Raw genomic sequence first — 14,386 nt, 5'->3', positions numbered from 1 at the left:
CGGTCAGCCGGCGTAGGCGCGCAACCGGTCGGCCCGGTCGCCCGCGCGCAGCTTGACCATGACCTCGCGCTCGATCTGGCGGACCCGCTCGCGGGAGAGCCCGAAGGCGCGGCCGATCTGGTCGAGCGTGCGCGGCTGGCCGTCGTCGAGGCCGTAGCGCAGTCGGATGACCTGCTGCTCGCGGTCGTCGAGGGTGGCGAGCACGCTGCGGATGTCCGAGTGCAGCAGGCCGGCGATGACGACGTTCTCGGCCGACGTCGCCTCGGAGTCCTCGATGAAATCGCCCAGCGGCGCTTCCTCGTCCGAGCCGACCGGCATGTCCAGGCTCACCGGGTCGCGGCTGTGGTCCAGCAGGTCGGCGATCTTCTCCGCCGGGATGCCCGACTCGGCCGACAGCTCGTCGTCGGTGGCCTCCCGGCCCAGCTGTTGGTGCAGCTCGCGCTTGATGCGGGCAAGCTTGTTGACCTGCTCGACGAGGTGCACGGGCAGGCGGATCGTGCGGCTCTGGTCCGCCATGCCGCGAGTGATCGCCTGGCGGATCCACCAGGTGGCGTAGGTCGAGAACTTGAAGCCCTTGGCGTAGTCGAACTTCTCCATCGCGCGGATCAGGCCCAGGTTGCCCTCCTGGATCAGGTCCAGCAGCGGCATGCCGCGCCCGGTGTAGCGCTTGGCCAGCGAGACGACCAGCCGCAGGTTCGCCTCGAGGAGGTGGGCGCGGGCCTGCTCGCCCTCGCGCACGATCGTGTTGAGGTCGCGCTTGCGGGCGGGGCTCAGCCGCTTGCGGGTCGCGAGCACGTGCTTGGCGTAGAGGCCGGCCTCGATCTGCTTGGCCAACTCGACTTCCTGCTCGGCGTTGAGCAGGGCGGTGCGCCCGATGCCGTTGAGGTACACCCGGACCAGGTCGGCGGACGGCGATTGCGCGTCGAGATCGGATTCGCTCGGAGCCGGGCGGACTGCGGACTTGGTCGACATGTGGCCTCCTGGGATCGGGTGCGTACAACCCGTTCAACGCCGGCGGTGCCCGGAATAGTTCCCCGGGTGTCTGAGAAGTGGCTGAGGACTTCGGTCAGTCGCCGGGGAGTTCGTGCGGCTCGTCGGCCGTGGCGTCGATGACCTTCGCCGGCGCCGGGATCGACGGTGCCGACTGCGCGCGGTGGGCGTACTTGTACTCGGCCACCTCGCCGCGTTTGCGGGCCGGACGGTCGTTGGCGATCAGCACGGCCACCCAGGGCAACGGGATCGACAGGGCCACGACGGCGAGTGCGAGCAGGCCGTTCTGCGTGGCGCCGTAGACGATGCACGCCAGGATCAGCGCCGGAACGCGGAAGGCCATCAGCGTCAGGTAGCGGCGCACGCGGGCCCGGTGCTGATCCTCCGGGCTGTTCTCGGCCCGGGTGATGAGGAAGGCCTCCTCGGCGGAGTGTGCGCGCATGACTCCACTCTGGCACTGAACGGCCGCCGATGCACCCTCGGGGCGGGCGACCGCGCTCGTCCACTTGGCGTCGCCGCGCCGGAGGGCCACAATGGTGGGCATGGCTACCGAGACGATTGAGCGGCCCGACGTCGACGAGCGGACCGACGAGGGCACCGACATCCCCAAGGTCTTCCACTATGTGAAGAAGGACAAGATCGCCGAGAGCGCGGTCATGGGCAACCACGTCGTCGCCCTCTGCGGCGAGGTCTTCCCGGTTACCGCGGCGCCGAAGCCGGGCTCGCCGGTGTGCGAGAAGTGCAAGAAGATCTACGACCGGATGCGCAAGGGCGACTAGCTAGTCACTCGACTCCGACGGCTGCGCGGTGCGGCCGCGCCGCGAGATCGGGCCGGTGCCCAATTTGCCGGGCAGCGCCTTGATGCCGTCGGTGATTCCCTCGGTGAGGTCGGCGCGCTGCTCGTCGATCCACAACCGCACTTTCGCGGTCCGCGACGGCGACGACGGCCAGAGCTGTTCGATGCTCGCGTTGAGTTCGGCGCCCAGCACGATGGCGAAGCCGAGGAAGAACGCGAAGAGCAGGAACGCGATCGGCGTTGCCAGGGCGCCGTAGGTGTAGCCGCTGCGGGTGAGCGCCGTCAGGTACAGGCGGAGCCCGAACGTCGCGATCCAGAAGACCGTCGCGGCGAGCGCCGCGCCGGGAAACAGCCGGTGCCACGGCAGCGGTCGGCGCAGCGCGATGTGGTACAGCGTGGTCAGCATCAGGACCAGCACGAATCCGACGAACGGGAAGTACCCGACGTTGATCGCCTGCGTCACCAGCGGGCTCCACGACGCCGGAACCAGTCGCCGCAGCAGATTCGGCCCGATCGCGACCAGCGGCAGCACGACGACCGCGGTGGCGAGGAAGCCCATGTTGACGAAGAGGGCGAAGAAGCGCTGCCACACCGGGTTGCGCTCGCCGCGCTGGCCGTGCGCGGTCATGATCGCGTCGACGTAGCACGACATCGCCGACGACCCGGCCCACAGCGAGATCACGAACGCGACCGACAGGATGCCGGCCTGCCCGCGGCTGAGCATGCTGTCCACCGTCGGCCCCACCAGGTCCTTCACGACGTCGGGGGTGAAGGTGCGTTCGGCCAGGCCGAGGAAGCGGTCGTGGATGATCGTCGTGATGTCCGGGTTCAGCCGACCGAGGAAGTACCCGATGCTGCCCAGCACCGCCAGCAACAGGGGTGCGAACGACAGCGCCTGCCAGAAGGCCGCCTGTGCCGACCAGCCGATGATGCCGTGGTCCCACGCTCCGACGGTCGTCCGCCAGGCCAAGGCGGGCATCGAGCGCAGCACGCCGCGCGGCGTCGCCCCGGGGGCGTTGCCGTCGGTGTGGGAGGGCGCGTCGACGGTCTCGTCGACGCCCGCAGCGGTGCTGTCGGTCATCGCGCCATCCACCTTTCCCGATCGGCACACCGTGGCGTGGGCAACGCGCCGCGCGGCGATGCCGCTAGTAGACTCGGACGGGTTGTCCGGTCGGGCGGCAAGTCCGGTGAGGAGTGTATTCGCGAGTGACGTCTGATGCCGTCTCGGCTATGCCGTTGCGCGCGTGGCAGCGCCGTGCGCTCACCAAATACCTGACCGCGGGGCCGCGGGACTTCCTGGCCGTCGCCACTCCCGGGGCCGGCAAGACCGCCTTCGGATTGCGCATCGCCGCCGAACTGTTGGCGGACCGGACGGTCGAGGCCGTCACCGTCGTGGCGCCCACCGAACACCTCAAGCACCAGTGGGCCGCGGCCGCCGCGCGCGTCGGCATCTCACTCGACTCAAACTTCTCCAACTCCGCCGGGGCGACCAGCTCCGACTACGACGGCGTCGTGGTCACCTACGCGCAGGTCGCCTCCCATCCGGCGCGACACCGCGTCCGCACCGAGAACCGGCGCACCCTGGTGATCCTCGACGAGGTCCACCACGCCGGCGACGCGAAGTCGTGGGGTGACGCGATCCGGGAGGCCTTCGACGACGCGGTCCGGCGGCTCGCGTTGACCGGTACGCCGTTCCGCTCCGACGACTCGCCGATCCCGTTCGTCGCCTACGAGCCGGAGCCGGGCGGTGGGGCGCGGTCGAAGGCCGACCACACCTACGGCTACGCCGATGCACTCGCCGACGGCGTCGTCCGCCCGGTCGTCTTCATGGCCTATTCGGGCCAGGCGAGCTGGCGCACGAGCGCCGGCGAGGAGTACACCGCGCGGCTGGGCGAGCCGCTGTCGGCCGAGCAGACCTCCCGTGCCTGGCGCACCGCGCTGGACCCGCACGGCGACTGGATCCCGGCGGTCCTGCGCGCCGCCCACACCCGGCTGATGCAGTTGCGGGCGTCGGGGGTGCACGACGCCGGCGGGTTGGTGATCGCCACCGATCAGACCGTCGCGCGCGACTACGCCGAGTTGCTGTCGGCGATCTCGGGGACGAAGGTCGCGCTGGTGCTCTCCGACGACCCGGGATCGTCCGCGCGCATCGCCCAGTTCGCCGAATCCGAGGACGAGTGGATGGTCGCAGTCCGCATGGTGTCCGAGGGCGTCGACGTCCCACGCCTGTCGGTCGGGGTCTATGCCACCAGCGCGGCGACGCCGCTGTACTTCGCGCAGGCGATCGGGCGGTTCGTGCGGTCCCGCCGGCTGGGGGAGACCGCCAGCGTGTTCCTGCCCTCCGTTCCGATCCTGCTCCAGCTGGCCAGCCAGCTCGAGGCCGAGCGGGACCACGTGCTCGGCAAGCCGCACCGCGACGACGGCTTCGACGATCAGGCGCTGATCGAGGCCAATGCGGTGCAGGACGAGGATGGCGAGGAGGAGGCCGCCTTCCACTCGCTGCACGCCGACGCGGAGCTGGACCAGGTGATCTTCGACGGATCGTCGTTCGGCACCGCGACCTATGCGGGCAGCGAGGAGGAGTCGGACTATCTGGGTCTGCCCGGCCTCCTCGACGCGGAGCAGGTGCGCGAGCTGCTGTCCCGTCGCCAGGAGGAACAACTCACCAAACGCGCCGCGGCGGGCGGCAACCCGCGGGCCGGTGCCGCGGAGACGGCGACGGCGGCGGCCACGCTCGCGTCGCTGCGCAAGGAGCTCAACTCGCTGGTGGCCCTGCACCACCACCGCACCGGGAAGCCGCACGGCGTGGTGCACCGCGAACTGCGCGAGCGACTCGGCGGCCCGCCGACGGCGATGGCGTCGGCCGATCAGCTCACCGAGCGCATCAGGGCGCTGCGCGAGTGGCGCTGACCCCCGGTTAGACCAAAGCGACGGCGCCGCGAGTCATCGACTCGCGGCGCCGTCGCCGTGTCTGGGTCCTCGCCTCGGTCAGACGAGCTCTGCGGTGGGCTCGGTAATCGTCGCCCCGCTCTTGACCAAGCCTGCTTCGTGCTCGGCGAAGTGGTGCTTGCAGAAGAGCAGCTCGCTGCCGGAGGGGAGCACCGCGATCACCTTGGCGGCCGCGCTGCAGCGGTCGCAGCGGTCAGCGGCGGTCAGGGTGGTAGTGGCACTCGTAGCGGTGGTGGTCATGGATCCTCCGTCCCGGGCAAGCAATCGTCCCTGTGAGCGTAGGCGAGGAATTTCCGCCTAGTCACACTCTGTCAGACGTTTGGGGCATCCGGTTTGTTCCCGGGTCCCGGTGTGTCGGATCCCACTGCGGGAAAATCCGACCGGCGCATGCCTAATCCAGGTAGTCGCGCAGGACCTGCGAGCGCGACGGGTGGCGCAGCTTGCTCATCGTCTTCGACTCGATCTGGCGGATGCGCTCGCGCGTCACGCCGTAGACCTGGCCGATCTCGTCGAGCGTGCGCGGCTGGCCGTCGGTGAGGCCGAACCGCAGTCGGACGACGCCGGCCTCGCGCTCGGAGAGCGTCTCCAGCACCGATTGCAGCTGGTCCTGCAGCAGCGTGAAGCTGACCGCATCGACTGCGACGATCGCCTCGGAGTCCTCGATGAAGTCGCCGAGCTGGCTGTCGCCCTCGTCGCCGATGGTCTGGTCCAGCGAGATCGGCTCACGCGCGTACTGCTGGATCTCCAGCACCTTCTCCGGCGTGATGTCCATCTCCTTGGCCAACTCCTCCGGCGTCGGCTCGCGGCCGAGGTCCTGGAGCAGTTCACGCTGGATGCGGCCGAGCTTGTTGATGACCTCGACCATGTGCACCGGGATGCGGATGGTGCGGGCCTGGTCGGCCATGGCGCGGGTGATGGCCTGACGGATCCACCAGGTCGCGTACGTCGAGAACTTGTAGCCCTTGGTGTAGTCGAACTTCTCGACCGCGCGGATCAGGCCCAGGTTCCCCTCCTGGATCAGGTCCAGGAAGGCCATGCCGCGGCCGGTGTAGCGCTTGGCCAGCGACACGACCAGGCGCAGGTTGGCCTCGAGCAGGTGGTTCTTGGCGCGGGTGCCGTCGTAGGCGACCTCGCGCAGCGCGCGGCGCTGGGCCATCGGCACCTTCTGGCCCGACGACTGCAGGCGCGTCAGCAGCTCGGCGGCGTACAGGCCGGCCTCGATGCGTTTGGCGAGGGCGACTTCCTCCTCGGCGTTGAGGAGGGCGACCTTGCCGATCTGCTTGAGGTAGGCGCGGACCGAGTCGGCCGACGCGGTGAGTTCGGCGTCCTTGCGGGCCTGGCGCAGCTGCTCGGACTCTTCCTCGTCCCAGACGAAGTCGCCGGACTCCTTGGCGTCCTTCTCGTCGTCCTTCGCGCCCTTGCCGTCCTTCGCCGGGGCATCGGCGTCGGCGATCTCGGCTTCGACGTCCTTCAGGTCGACCTCGGCGGCGATCTCCTCGATCGACTCGGGGCCGTCGAGCTCGGTCTCGTCCTCGGCGGGCTTCGTCGCATCCTTGGCCGCGGCCTTGGCGGGTGCCTTCTTCGCAGTGGTCTTCTTGGCGGGGGCCGCCTTCTTCGCGGCGGCCTTCTTCGCCGGTGCCGCCTTGTCGTCGTCCTTGGCCGCAGCCTTGGCGGGTGCCTTCTTGGCAGCGGTCGTCTTGCCGGTGGCCTTCTTGGCGGGGGCCGCCTTCTTCGCCGTGGCCTTCTTGGCGGGCTCAGCGGCCTTGGCGGGCGCCTTCGCGGCGGTTGCCGGCTCGGCCTCGGCCGCCTCCTCCGCCTTGCGCGGGGACGCCTTCTTGGCGGCGGCCGCGGCACGCGCGGTCAACTTCTTGGCCGTGCTCGCCGCCTTGCCGGCCGCGGTCTGGGCGGTCTTCGCGGAGGTCTTGCTGGCAGCCACGGACAACCTTTCGCAATCAAAGAGTGGTGTCGCGTCGCGGGCGGGCTGCTGCCGATCGGGCGGAGCTGCCTGCGGGCGTGCGCGGCGCGTGTGGTGGGTCTGGGGGTGGCGGCGGAGTCTGGCGTCCGTCGCAACGCGTTCCATTGTAACGAAACACTCAGGATTGAGTGGTAACCGCCTGGTCAGAGCCGGTGCGCCGTGGAGCGCGAAACACGTTCGGCGGTGTTCAGGGCCGCAACCCCTGCTCGGCGGCCATGGCCGCGCCCACGATCCCCGCGGTGTTGCGCAGCACGGCCGGTACCGCGGGCGTGGCGATGTCGAGCAGGTGGAGCCACTTGTCGGTCTTGCGGCTGATGCCGCCGCCGAGCACGAACAGCTTGGGGGTGAACAACTTCTCGTATTCGCGGAGCACCCGGGACAGTTCCTCGGCCCACTTCGCGTAGCTCCAGTCGTTCGCCTCCTTGATGCTGGCGGCTGCGCGCTTCTCCGCGATGGTCTTCCCGACCTGCAGGTGGCCGAGCTCGGTGTTCGGCAAGAGGTGCCCGCCGTCGAGCAGGACGGCAGAGCCGATGCCGGTGCCCAGCGTCAGCAGGATCACGACCCCCGCCAACTGTTCCGTCGACAAGCCGTAGCGCGCCTCGGCGAGACCGGCGGCGTCGGCGTCGTTGAGCACGGACATCGCCGGCGCCCGTACGTGCTGGGCGAACAGGGCGTAGGGGTCGGTGCCGATCCATGCCTGGTCGATGTTGGACGCGGTGCGCACGGTGCCCTCGGCGACGACGGCCGGGACGGTGCAGCCCACCTTCCCGGTCCACCCGAAATGGTCGACGATCGTGCCGACGGTCTCGGACACCGCCGCCGGGGTCGCCGGTTGCGGCGTCAGGATCTTGAGCCGGTCGCCGACGAGTTCGCCGGTGGACAGGTCGACGATCGCGCCCTTGACGCCGGAACCGCCGATGTCGACGCCGAATCCGTAGCGCGGGTCGGCGGGATCGATGTCGAGCTGGGCTGCTGTGGGAGGTGCGTCCGGCATGCCTTGAGGCTATCGGGGACAATGGAATCGTGACGACTTCTCCCGCGGGGCTGCCCGCCGAACTCGCCGAGGTCGCCGTTGCGGTGGCCGAGCGCGCCGCGGCGCACGTCCGCGCCCGCCGCCCAGAGATCTTCGGCGCGTCATCGTCGGCCGCCGACGACGCGGTGCGCACGAAGTCGGCGCCGACCGACCCGGTGACCGTCGCCGACACCGAGGCCGAGGAAGTGATCCGGTCCGAGTTGGCGCGCTTGCGGCCCGACGACGACATCCTGGGGGAAGAAGGCGGCGGTGAGCGGGAGGCGCCCGCCGGGATCCGCTGGGTAGTCGACCCCATCGACGGCACCGTGAACTTCCTCTACGGCATCCCCGCGTACGCGGTGTCGGTCGCCGCGCAGCTCGACGGCCGGTCGATCGCCGGCGCCGTCGTCGACGTGGCGCGCGGCGCCACCTATCACGCCTCGCTCGGGGGCGGCGCGTACCGGACCGACGGCGGCGGCACGACGCGGCTGTCGGCCAGCGCGGCGACCGACCCGGCACTCTCGCTGGTGGCGACCGGCTTCGCCTACGCCGCGGAGCGCCGCCGCGAGCAGGCCGCGATCCTGGTGGATCTGTTGCCGCGGGTGCGCGACATCCGGCGGATCGGCGCCGCCGCCATCGACCTGTGCCTGGTCGCCGAGGGTGCGGTCGACGCGCACTACGAACACGGCCTGTCGCCGTGGGACTGGGCGGCCGGCGCGCTCATCGCCGCGGAGGCGGGCGCCGTGGTGATCATCCCGGCGCCGTCGTCGCGGGCCGACGCCGGCGACGTCACCGCCGCGATGGCGCCCGGTGTGGCCGAACCGATGCGCGCGCTGCTCGCCGAGGTCGGCGCCCTCGGGGCGCTGCCGCTGTCGCGCGGCGCCGACTGCTAGTCGAACACCTAGCAGTGACCGTCGTGGACGGCCTTGATGAGGGTCGGGTCCACGCCGGTCTTCGGGTTGCGCGGGTCGGCGGACCGGAGGGCCTCCAGTGCGGCCTGGGCATCGGCGGATTGCTCGGTGCCGGTGAAGTACTGGCCGATGGCGAGGTCGACGTCGGTGCCCGAGCGGCCGTCCATCACCAGTTGGGCGCACGGGATCGCCAGCCACAATGCGGCGGCGCTCGCCTTGCCGGCCTGGCCGAAGCGGATCTGGCCGACGCAGTTCAGGTCGCGGTTCGGGTAGACGGCGTCGTCGCCGTACGGGTTCTCCTGAACGGGGGAGAAGCCCTGGGCGACGAGGTCGTCGGAGACGGATTGGGCCTTGCCGCGCTGGTTTGAGGCGTTGACCACGCGGACGCCGAACGTCGGCAGTGCGGCGGGCGACACCTCGAGCATCTCGCTGCGGTTCATGGCGGTGAGCTTGGTGGTGTGGTCCTTCGAATCCGACGCCTTCTTGTCGGCGGGCGGGGCGGACGGGTCGGCACTCGCCGCTGACGGCTGGTTGCAGTCGACCGGGACCTGGGTCGAGTCCCCGCGCGTCAGGGCGATGGTCCAGGCAAGGACGCCGCACGCCGCGAGGATGGCGACCGCGATGACGGCCGGGGTGGGGACGCGGCGCCGGAACGGACGCCCGTGATGGTCCTTGGAATAGCCGTTGGTGATGGAGGCGACCACGCTGGCCCACCCTTCCTGTTCCTCGTCGACACGGTCGGTGCGCCGGCCCCGCGGGGGGCTCGGCCGGTTCTGCGATCACTCTAGTCGCGCGCGGCCCGCATCCGCGGTGACGCGCCCGCGCGGTCACGATTGACTTCCCCTCGGGGGCGCGCTAGATTGCGGGCGCCTCACACAGCCGGATACTGCGCGCAGAACAGTCCAAATGTGACCAACATCACACCGGAAGCGCTCAGGGGGCAGGCACAAATCCGGGCGGTGTCCCGTTGAACATCGACACAGGCACCACAGACGCAAGGCCCAGCGTTCGACGCACGGATACCGGGGCAGAACAGGGGAGAGGGACGCGAGCATGGCAACCGACTACGACGCACCGCGGCGGACGGAATCCGACGACTTGGGCGAGGACTCGCTCGAGGAGTTGAAGGCGCGCCGCAGCGAGGCGCAGGCCGCGTCGGTGGACGTCGACGAGGCGGAGACCGCGGAGTCCTTCGAATTGCCCGGTGCCGACCTTTCCGGTGAGGAGCTGTCGGTCCGCGTCGTGCCCAAGCAGGACGACGAGTTCACCTGCAGCCGCTGTTTCCTGGTCTACCACCGCAGCCGCCTGGCCCGCGAAAAGGGCAATGAGCGCATCTGCGTCGACTGCGACTAGGCGTATTCGGTCGACGGTCCCGACCGCGGCCTGGTCCGAGTCCGCTTGCGCCGCAACAGCACCTTGCGGGACCCGTCCGGATAGAGGCGGGTCCGCTTCAACTCCCAGCCGCCGAACTCGGCCTGAATGGCCAGGCGCATCGTCGCATTGATGCGCGTCACCTCCGGCGGCAGCCGCAACAGCAGCGATTCGACGTCGTCGGCGAGCGTTTCCATTTCCCAGCCCGGCGGCAGTTGGCGCAGGCGCCGCACCCCGTCGAGCGGGTGCCCGCCGCTATCGGGCAACACGCTGCAGCCCGTCCCCGGTGGCCGACAGCACCACGACCGCGCCGGAGGTCGGATCCACGACGACCGAATCCGGCTGGCGGACCGAGGCGAACCGGGCGCGCTCGCGCGGCTCGCCCGACGAGAGGTCGTACGCGACGACTTGGTTCGCGGCGGTCTCGGTGACCCACAGCAGGTTCGCACGGTCGTCATAGGCCAGCCCCTGCGGTCCGTCGGGGATGGGGAAGCGGAACTTCATGATCAGCGGGTCGCCGTAGAACCCCAGGAGCTGCCCGTCGCGCGGGTTGGCCACGACGAGCCGGCCGTAGTGATCGGCCGCCAGCGCCGTGGCGCCGTTGCCCGCGCGCAGCGCCGCACCCCGCCCACCGGTGTCCGGCTCGACGGTGGTGATCAGCGACTGCGCCTTGTCGAGCACGGCGATCTGCCGCTTCCCGTCGTGGCGCGCGACCGCCACGGCGTCGACCGCGACGAAGCCGCCGGCCTCGGCTGTCCGCTTCAACGTCTCGTCGAGCGCGAGGAGACGGCCGTCGCCGGTGCCGACGAAGACCTCTCGGTCATCGGTGGCCACCGAGACTCCCGGCCCGTCGAGCGGGGCCGAGGCGACCGCGCCGTCGAGTCCGACGCGGACCACGGACTCGCGCCCGACCGCGACGAAACCCGTGCGGTCGGCCGCGATCGCCCCGACCTCGGGGACGACGACGACCTGCGGAGCACGCGCGAGGTCGCTCGCGCTGTAGAGGGCGATGGACTTGCCGTCGCGCGCGACGGCGGCGAGCCGGTCGTGCCCGATCGCCAGGGCGCGGCCCACCCCGGCTGCCGGAACCACGGTGCCCTCGGGGCCGGCGGTGAGCGGCGGCGCCGACAGCGGCGTCTGGGGCGTCACCGTCGGCACGTCGGGACCGTTGTCCTTATCGCTGGTGCCGCAGCCGGCGAGTCCGGTGACGAGGACCGCGGCAAGCGCGACGGACAGGACGGGCAGGCGCAGCGACATGCGGACCATCTTGCCACCGCGTCGGGAGGGCAGCCGGTCGGCCGTGAGTAGGATGGCCCGTCGTGGTGGACATGACATGGCTGCAGTTGATCGTGCTGAGCATCGTGCAGGGCTTGACCGAATTCCTGCCGATCTCCTCGTCGGGCCATATCTTCATCGTGTCGCGACTGTTCTGGAACGCCGACGCCGGCGCCTCCTTCACCGCGGTGACCCAGCTGGGCACCGAGGCGGCCGTGCTGGTCTACTTCGGCCGCGACATCTTCCGCATCATCCGCGCGTGGTTCGCCGGGCTGCGGAACCCGCGGGCGCGGGGGATGGACTACCGCATCGGGTGGGCCGTCATCGTCGCGACCATCCCCATCGGCATCATCGGACTGCTGTTCGCGTCGACGATCCGCGACGGCCTGCGCAACCTCTGGATCACCGCCATCGTGCTGATCGGGTTCTCCGGCGTGTTCTGGCTCGCCGAGCGCGTCGCCACCCAGCGGCGCACCCTCGAGGACGTGACCATGCGCGACGCGGTGGTCGTCGGCCTCGCGCAGTCGCTGGCGCTCATCCCGGGCGTGTCCCGATCCGGCTCCTCGGCCAGCGCGGGGTTGTTCCTCGGCCTGAACCGCGAGGCCGCCTTCCGCCTGTCCTTCCTACTGGCGGTGCCGGCCGTGTTGGCCTCCGGCTTCGAGGAGTTGCCCAAGGCCCTCGGCCCGAGCACCAAGGTCGGCGAGACGGTGCCGCTGATGACGGCGAGCGGGGCCCAGCTGCTGGCGTCGGTGGTCATCACGTTCCTGATCGGCTACGCGGCGATCGCCTGGTTGCTCAAGTTCGTCGAGCACCACTCGCTGAACTGGTTCGGCGCCTACCGCGTCGCACTGGGCGTGTTCCTGATCGTCCTGCTCGCGACCAATACGATCCCGGCACGCTGATCGTCGCGCCCGTAAGCTGAATCCATGGCGGTCATCCTGGTGCGGCACGGGCGCTCGACGGCGAACACGGCGTCGATCCTCGCCGGGCGCACCCCCGGCGTCGGCCTCGACGACACCGGTCGGAAGCAGGCGGCCGAGCTCCCGGCGCGCCTGGGCGATCGCGGCGCCGAGCTGGTCGCCGTGGCTCGCTCGCCGTTGCAGCGCTGCGCCGAGACCGTCGCGCCGCTGGTCGCCGAATGGGATCTCCCCGAGATCGTCGTCGATGACCTCGCCGAGGTCGACTACGGCCAGTGGACCAACCGTCCGCTGGCCGAACTCGCCAAGGAACCGCTGTGGCAGACCGTGCAGCGCCAGCCGTCGGCCGCCGTCTTCCCCGGCGGGGAGGCGATGGCCGCGATGGCGGCCCGGGCGGTTGGCGCGATCCGCGACCTCGACGCCCGCCACGGCGGCGAGGACGGCTCCCGGCTGTGGGTCGCGTGCACCCACGGCGACATCATCAAGGCGGTCATCGCCGATGCGATGGGCCTGCACCTCGACGGCTTCCAGCGCATTGTCGTCGAACCGGCGTCGCTGTCGGTGGTGCGCTATCACCCGCGGCAGACCGTGGTGCACACCGTGAACAACACCGCGAAGCTCTCGCTGCCGGCGCCCGGCGCCGAGCTGGCCGGCACCGCCGTCGGCGGCGCCACCGGAACCGACGACGAGCGGGGGGCGTAGATGTCGCGCGCCATCCACGTCTTCCGCAGCCCGGACCGCTTCGTGTCCGGCACCGTCGGCGAGCCGGGGGACCGGACCTTCTACGTCCAGGCCGTGCACGACGGCCGTATCGTCTCGGTCCTCGTCGAGAAGCAGCAGGTGGCCATCCTCGCGGACCGGATCGACGCCCTGCTCGACGAGGTCGGCCGACGGTTCGGCACCCCGATCCCGCCCGCCACCGGCGAGGTCGACGACCTGCAACCGTTGACGACGCCCATCGACGCGGAGTTCCGGGTCGGCACGATGGGCCTGGGCTGGGACGCGGGGGAGAACTCCGTCGTCGTCGAACTGCTCGCCGCGACCGAGGAGGCCCTCGACGAGAGCATCGTCCTCGACGACCGGGAGGACGGGCCCGACGCGCTGCGGGTGTTCCTGTCCACCGAGGACGCGCGACGGTTCGCCGCGCGCGCCGAGGCGATCGTGTCGGCCGGACGGCCGCCCTGCCCGCTGTGCACGGAGCCGCTGGACGCCGACGGCCACCTGTGCGTCCGAACCAACGGCTACAAGCGCGAGCCGGTGGACCTGGCGCCGTACGAGTTCGACGGGCAGGAAGCGTTCGGCGACGACGCCGGGGAATTCGACGCCGGCGACTCCGACTCCGACGATCCGAGCTGATCGGGCGTGGCCGACCAGACATCCGCGGTCCTGGCCCACGGCGACCTGACCATCGTCGGCCGCATCCCGCACGCGAGCAATGTGACCCTGGTGGCGACCGTCGACGCCGGGGCGGGCGAGCGACTGCGCTGCGTCTACAAACCGGTCCGCGGGGAGGTCCCGCTGTGGGACTTCCCGGACGGCACGCTCGCCGGCCGGGAGACCGCGTCGTACGCGATCTGCGCCGATCTCGGGTGGGACACCGTCCCGCACACGGTGCTCCGCGACGACGGGCCGATGGGGCCGGGCATGGTCCAGCGCTGGATCGACATCGCCGACCCGGCCGACCACCCGGTCGAGCCGGACCTGGTCGACCTGTGCGCTCCCGACGCGGTGCCCGCCGGCTACCGCACCGTCCTCACTGGCTTCGACGGTCGTGGGGAGGAAGTCGTCCTGGTGCACGCGGACGATCCGCGGCTGCAGCGAATGGCGGTCCTCGACGTCCTGCTCAACAACGCCGACCGCAAGGGCGGGCACATCCTGCCCGGCCTTGACGGCGTCGTCTACGGCATCGACCACGGCATCTGCCTGCACGCCCACGACAAGCTGCGCACCGTGCTGTGGGGGTGGGCCGGCACCCCCATCCCGGGCGCGCTGGTCGCCGACCTCGACGCCTTCGCCGCCCGTCTCGCCGACACCGACGGCCGGCTGGCGGCGGCGCTGTCCGACCTGATCACCGCGGAGGAGACCGGCGCGCTGCTGCGGCGCGCCCGCAACCTCGTCGACGATCCGGTCTTCCCCGAGCCACCGGCGAGTCGGGCGATTCCCTGGCCGCCGTTCTGAGGCCGCCCGTTG

Annotated in this window: 17 protein-coding genes; 8 read left to right on the top strand and 9 right to left on the bottom strand. The window is 70.9% G+C overall.

Features of this window, described 5'->3' with window-relative positions; genetic code table 11:
- Positions 1-3: 3 nt before the first annotated feature.
- Positions 4-972 (bottom strand): sigma-70 family RNA polymerase sigma factor, encoded by a 969-nt coding sequence (locus QM728_RS08150; protein ID WP_415031524.1) that lies wholly within the window; start codon positions 970-972, stop codon positions 4-6.
- Positions 973-1,066: 94 nt separating this feature from the next.
- On the bottom strand, positions 1,067-1,432 hold the full coding sequence (locus QM728_RS08145; RefSeq protein WP_415031523.1) for a DUF3099 domain-containing protein: 366 nt from the start codon (positions 1,430-1,432) through the stop codon (positions 1,067-1,069).
- 100 nt (positions 1,433-1,532) lie between these two features.
- On the opposite strand from QM728_RS08145, the gene QM728_RS08140 reads away from it, so the two are divergent.
- Positions 1,533-1,769 carry a DUF3039 domain-containing protein gene (locus QM728_RS08140; RefSeq protein ID WP_415031522.1) on the top strand — a complete coding sequence of 79 codons (237 nt, stop codon included), beginning with the start codon at positions 1,533-1,535 and terminating at the stop codon, positions 1,767-1,769.
- On the opposite strand, the gene QM728_RS08135 is transcribed toward QM728_RS08140, so the two are convergent.
- Positions 1,770-2,867, bottom strand: a complete 1,098-nt coding sequence (locus QM728_RS08135; protein ID WP_415031521.1) for a YihY/virulence factor BrkB family protein — start codon at positions 2,865-2,867, stop codon at positions 1,770-1,772.
- Positions 2,868-3,016: 149 nt separating this feature from the next.
- Here QM728_RS08135 and QM728_RS08130 point away from each other — a divergent pair, with 149 nt between their 5' ends.
- The gene (locus QM728_RS08130) at positions 3,017-4,696 is read left to right on the top strand and encodes a DEAD/DEAH box helicase (protein ID WP_415032860.1); all 1,680 of its coding nucleotides are present in this window, start codon (positions 3,017-3,019) and stop codon (positions 4,694-4,696) included.
- Positions 4,697-4,774: 78 nt separating this feature from the next.
- On the opposite strand, the gene QM728_RS08125 is transcribed toward QM728_RS08130, so the two are convergent.
- The 3 genes from QM728_RS08125 to ppgK form a co-directional block, all read right to left on the bottom strand.
- Complete coding sequence (locus QM728_RS08125; protein ID WP_415031520.1) at positions 4,775-4,975, bottom strand: hypothetical protein; 201 nt, start codon at positions 4,973-4,975, stop codon at positions 4,775-4,777.
- 151 nt (positions 4,976-5,126) lie between these two features.
- Entirely contained in the window at positions 5,127-6,677 is a 1,551-nt protein-coding gene (locus QM728_RS08120) for an RNA polymerase sigma factor (protein WP_415031519.1), read from the bottom strand.
- Positions 6,678-6,897: 220 nt separating this feature from the next.
- Positions 6,898-7,704, bottom strand: a complete 807-nt coding sequence (gene ppgK / locus QM728_RS08115) for a polyphosphate--glucose phosphotransferase (protein ID WP_415031518.1) — start codon at positions 7,702-7,704, stop codon at positions 6,898-6,900.
- A 29-nt stretch (positions 7,705-7,733) separates the two neighbouring features.
- Between ppgK and QM728_RS08110 the strand changes: the two genes are divergently transcribed.
- Positions 7,734-8,615, top strand: a complete 882-nt coding sequence (locus tag QM728_RS08110; RefSeq protein WP_415031517.1) for an inositol monophosphatase family protein — start codon at positions 7,734-7,736, stop codon at positions 8,613-8,615.
- Between the two features lie 8 nt (positions 8,616-8,623).
- Here QM728_RS08110 and cei read toward each other — a convergent pair whose 3' ends face one another.
- Positions 8,624-9,337 carry an envelope integrity protein Cei gene (cei, locus tag QM728_RS08105; RefSeq protein WP_415031516.1) on the bottom strand — a complete coding sequence of 238 codons (714 nt, stop codon included), beginning with the start codon at positions 9,335-9,337 and terminating at the stop codon, positions 8,624-8,626.
- Between the two features lie 349 nt (positions 9,338-9,686).
- Here cei and QM728_RS08100 point away from each other — a divergent pair, with 349 nt between their 5' ends.
- The gene (locus QM728_RS08100; RefSeq protein ID WP_415031515.1) at positions 9,687-9,986 is read left to right on the top strand and encodes a DUF4193 domain-containing protein; all 300 of its coding nucleotides are present in this window, start codon (positions 9,687-9,689) and stop codon (positions 9,984-9,986) included.
- On the opposite strand, the gene QM728_RS08095 is transcribed toward QM728_RS08100, so the two are convergent.
- The gene (locus QM728_RS08095) at positions 9,983-10,201 is read right to left on the bottom strand and encodes a DUF5703 family protein (RefSeq protein WP_415032859.1); all 219 of its coding nucleotides are present in this window, start codon (positions 10,199-10,201) and stop codon (positions 9,983-9,985) included. The genes QM728_RS08100 and QM728_RS08095 overlap by 4 nt on opposite strands.
- Positions 10,202-10,259: 58 nt before the next feature.
- Complete coding sequence (locus QM728_RS08090) at positions 10,260-11,261, bottom strand: PQQ-binding-like beta-propeller repeat protein (RefSeq protein WP_415031514.1); 1,002 nt, start codon at positions 11,259-11,261, stop codon at positions 10,260-10,262.
- A gap of 71 nt (positions 11,262-11,332) precedes the next feature.
- Between QM728_RS08090 and QM728_RS08085 the strand changes: the two genes are divergently transcribed.
- Genes QM728_RS08085 through QM728_RS08070 form a run of 4 tightly spaced genes read left to right on the top strand, consistent with a single transcriptional unit; the run spans position 11,333 to position 14,374 of the window.
- A complete protein-coding gene (locus QM728_RS08085) occupies positions 11,333-12,181 on the top strand; it encodes an undecaprenyl-diphosphate phosphatase (protein ID WP_415032858.1) in 849 nt (282 codons plus the stop codon).
- A 24-nt stretch (positions 12,182-12,205) separates the two neighbouring features.
- Positions 12,206-12,898, top strand: coding sequence for an MSMEG_4193 family putative phosphomutase (locus QM728_RS08080; protein WP_415031513.1), 693 nt, complete (start codon positions 12,206-12,208; stop codon positions 12,896-12,898).
- Positions 12,899-13,552, top strand: a complete 654-nt coding sequence (locus QM728_RS08075; protein ID WP_415031512.1) for a DUF3090 domain-containing protein — start codon at positions 12,899-12,901, stop codon at positions 13,550-13,552.
- Positions 13,553-13,558: 6 nt separating this feature from the next.
- Positions 13,559-14,374 (top strand): SCO1664 family protein, encoded by an 816-nt coding sequence (locus QM728_RS08070; protein WP_415031511.1) that lies wholly within the window; start codon positions 13,559-13,561, stop codon positions 14,372-14,374.
- Positions 14,375-14,386 lie beyond the last annotated feature (12 nt).

Source organism: Gordonia sp. (in: high G+C Gram-positive bacteria), assembly GCF_047602025.1.
Classification (GTDB): Bacteria; Actinomycetota; Actinomycetes; order Mycobacteriales; family Mycobacteriaceae; genus Gordonia.
This window is presented reverse-complemented; position numbering and strand designations above follow the sequence as displayed.

Coding starts and splice junctions, on each gene's coding strand:
- QM728_RS08150 (WP_415031524.1), bottom strand. CDS start 972: ATGTCGACCAAGTCCGCAGTCCGCCCGGCTCCGAGCGAATCCGATCTC.
- QM728_RS08145 (WP_415031523.1), bottom strand. CDS start 1,432: ATGCGCGCACACTCCGCCGAGGAGGCCTTCCTCATCACCCGGGCCGAG.
- QM728_RS08140 (WP_415031522.1), top strand. CDS start 1,533: ATGGCTACCGAGACGATTGAGCGGCCCGACGTCGACGAGCGGACCGAC.
- QM728_RS08135 (WP_415031521.1), bottom strand. CDS start 2,867: ATGACCGACAGCACCGCTGCGGGCGTCGACGAGACCGTCGACGCGCCC.
- QM728_RS08130 (WP_415032860.1), top strand. CDS start 3,017: ATGCCGTTGCGCGCGTGGCAGCGCCGTGCGCTCACCAAATACCTGACC.
- QM728_RS08125 (WP_415031520.1), bottom strand. CDS start 4,975: ATGACCACCACCGCTACGAGTGCCACTACCACCCTGACCGCCGCTGAC.
- ppgK (WP_415031518.1), bottom strand. CDS start 7,704: ATGCCGGACGCACCTCCCACAGCAGCCCAGCTCGACATCGATCCCGCC.
- QM728_RS08100 (WP_415031515.1), top strand. CDS start 9,687: ATGGCAACCGACTACGACGCACCGCGGCGGACGGAATCCGACGACTTG.
- QM728_RS08095 (WP_415032859.1), bottom strand. CDS start 10,201: ATGGAAACGCTCGCCGACGACGTCGAATCGCTGCTGTTGCGGCTGCCG.
- QM728_RS08090 (WP_415031514.1), bottom strand. CDS start 11,261: ATGTCGCTGCGCCTGCCCGTCCTGTCCGTCGCGCTTGCCGCGGTCCTC.
- QM728_RS08085 (WP_415032858.1), top strand. CDS start 11,333: ATGACATGGCTGCAGTTGATCGTGCTGAGCATCGTGCAGGGCTTGACC.
- QM728_RS08080 (WP_415031513.1), top strand. CDS start 12,206: ATGGCGGTCATCCTGGTGCGGCACGGGCGCTCGACGGCGAACACGGCG.
- QM728_RS08075 (WP_415031512.1), top strand. CDS start 12,899: ATGTCGCGCGCCATCCACGTCTTCCGCAGCCCGGACCGCTTCGTGTCC.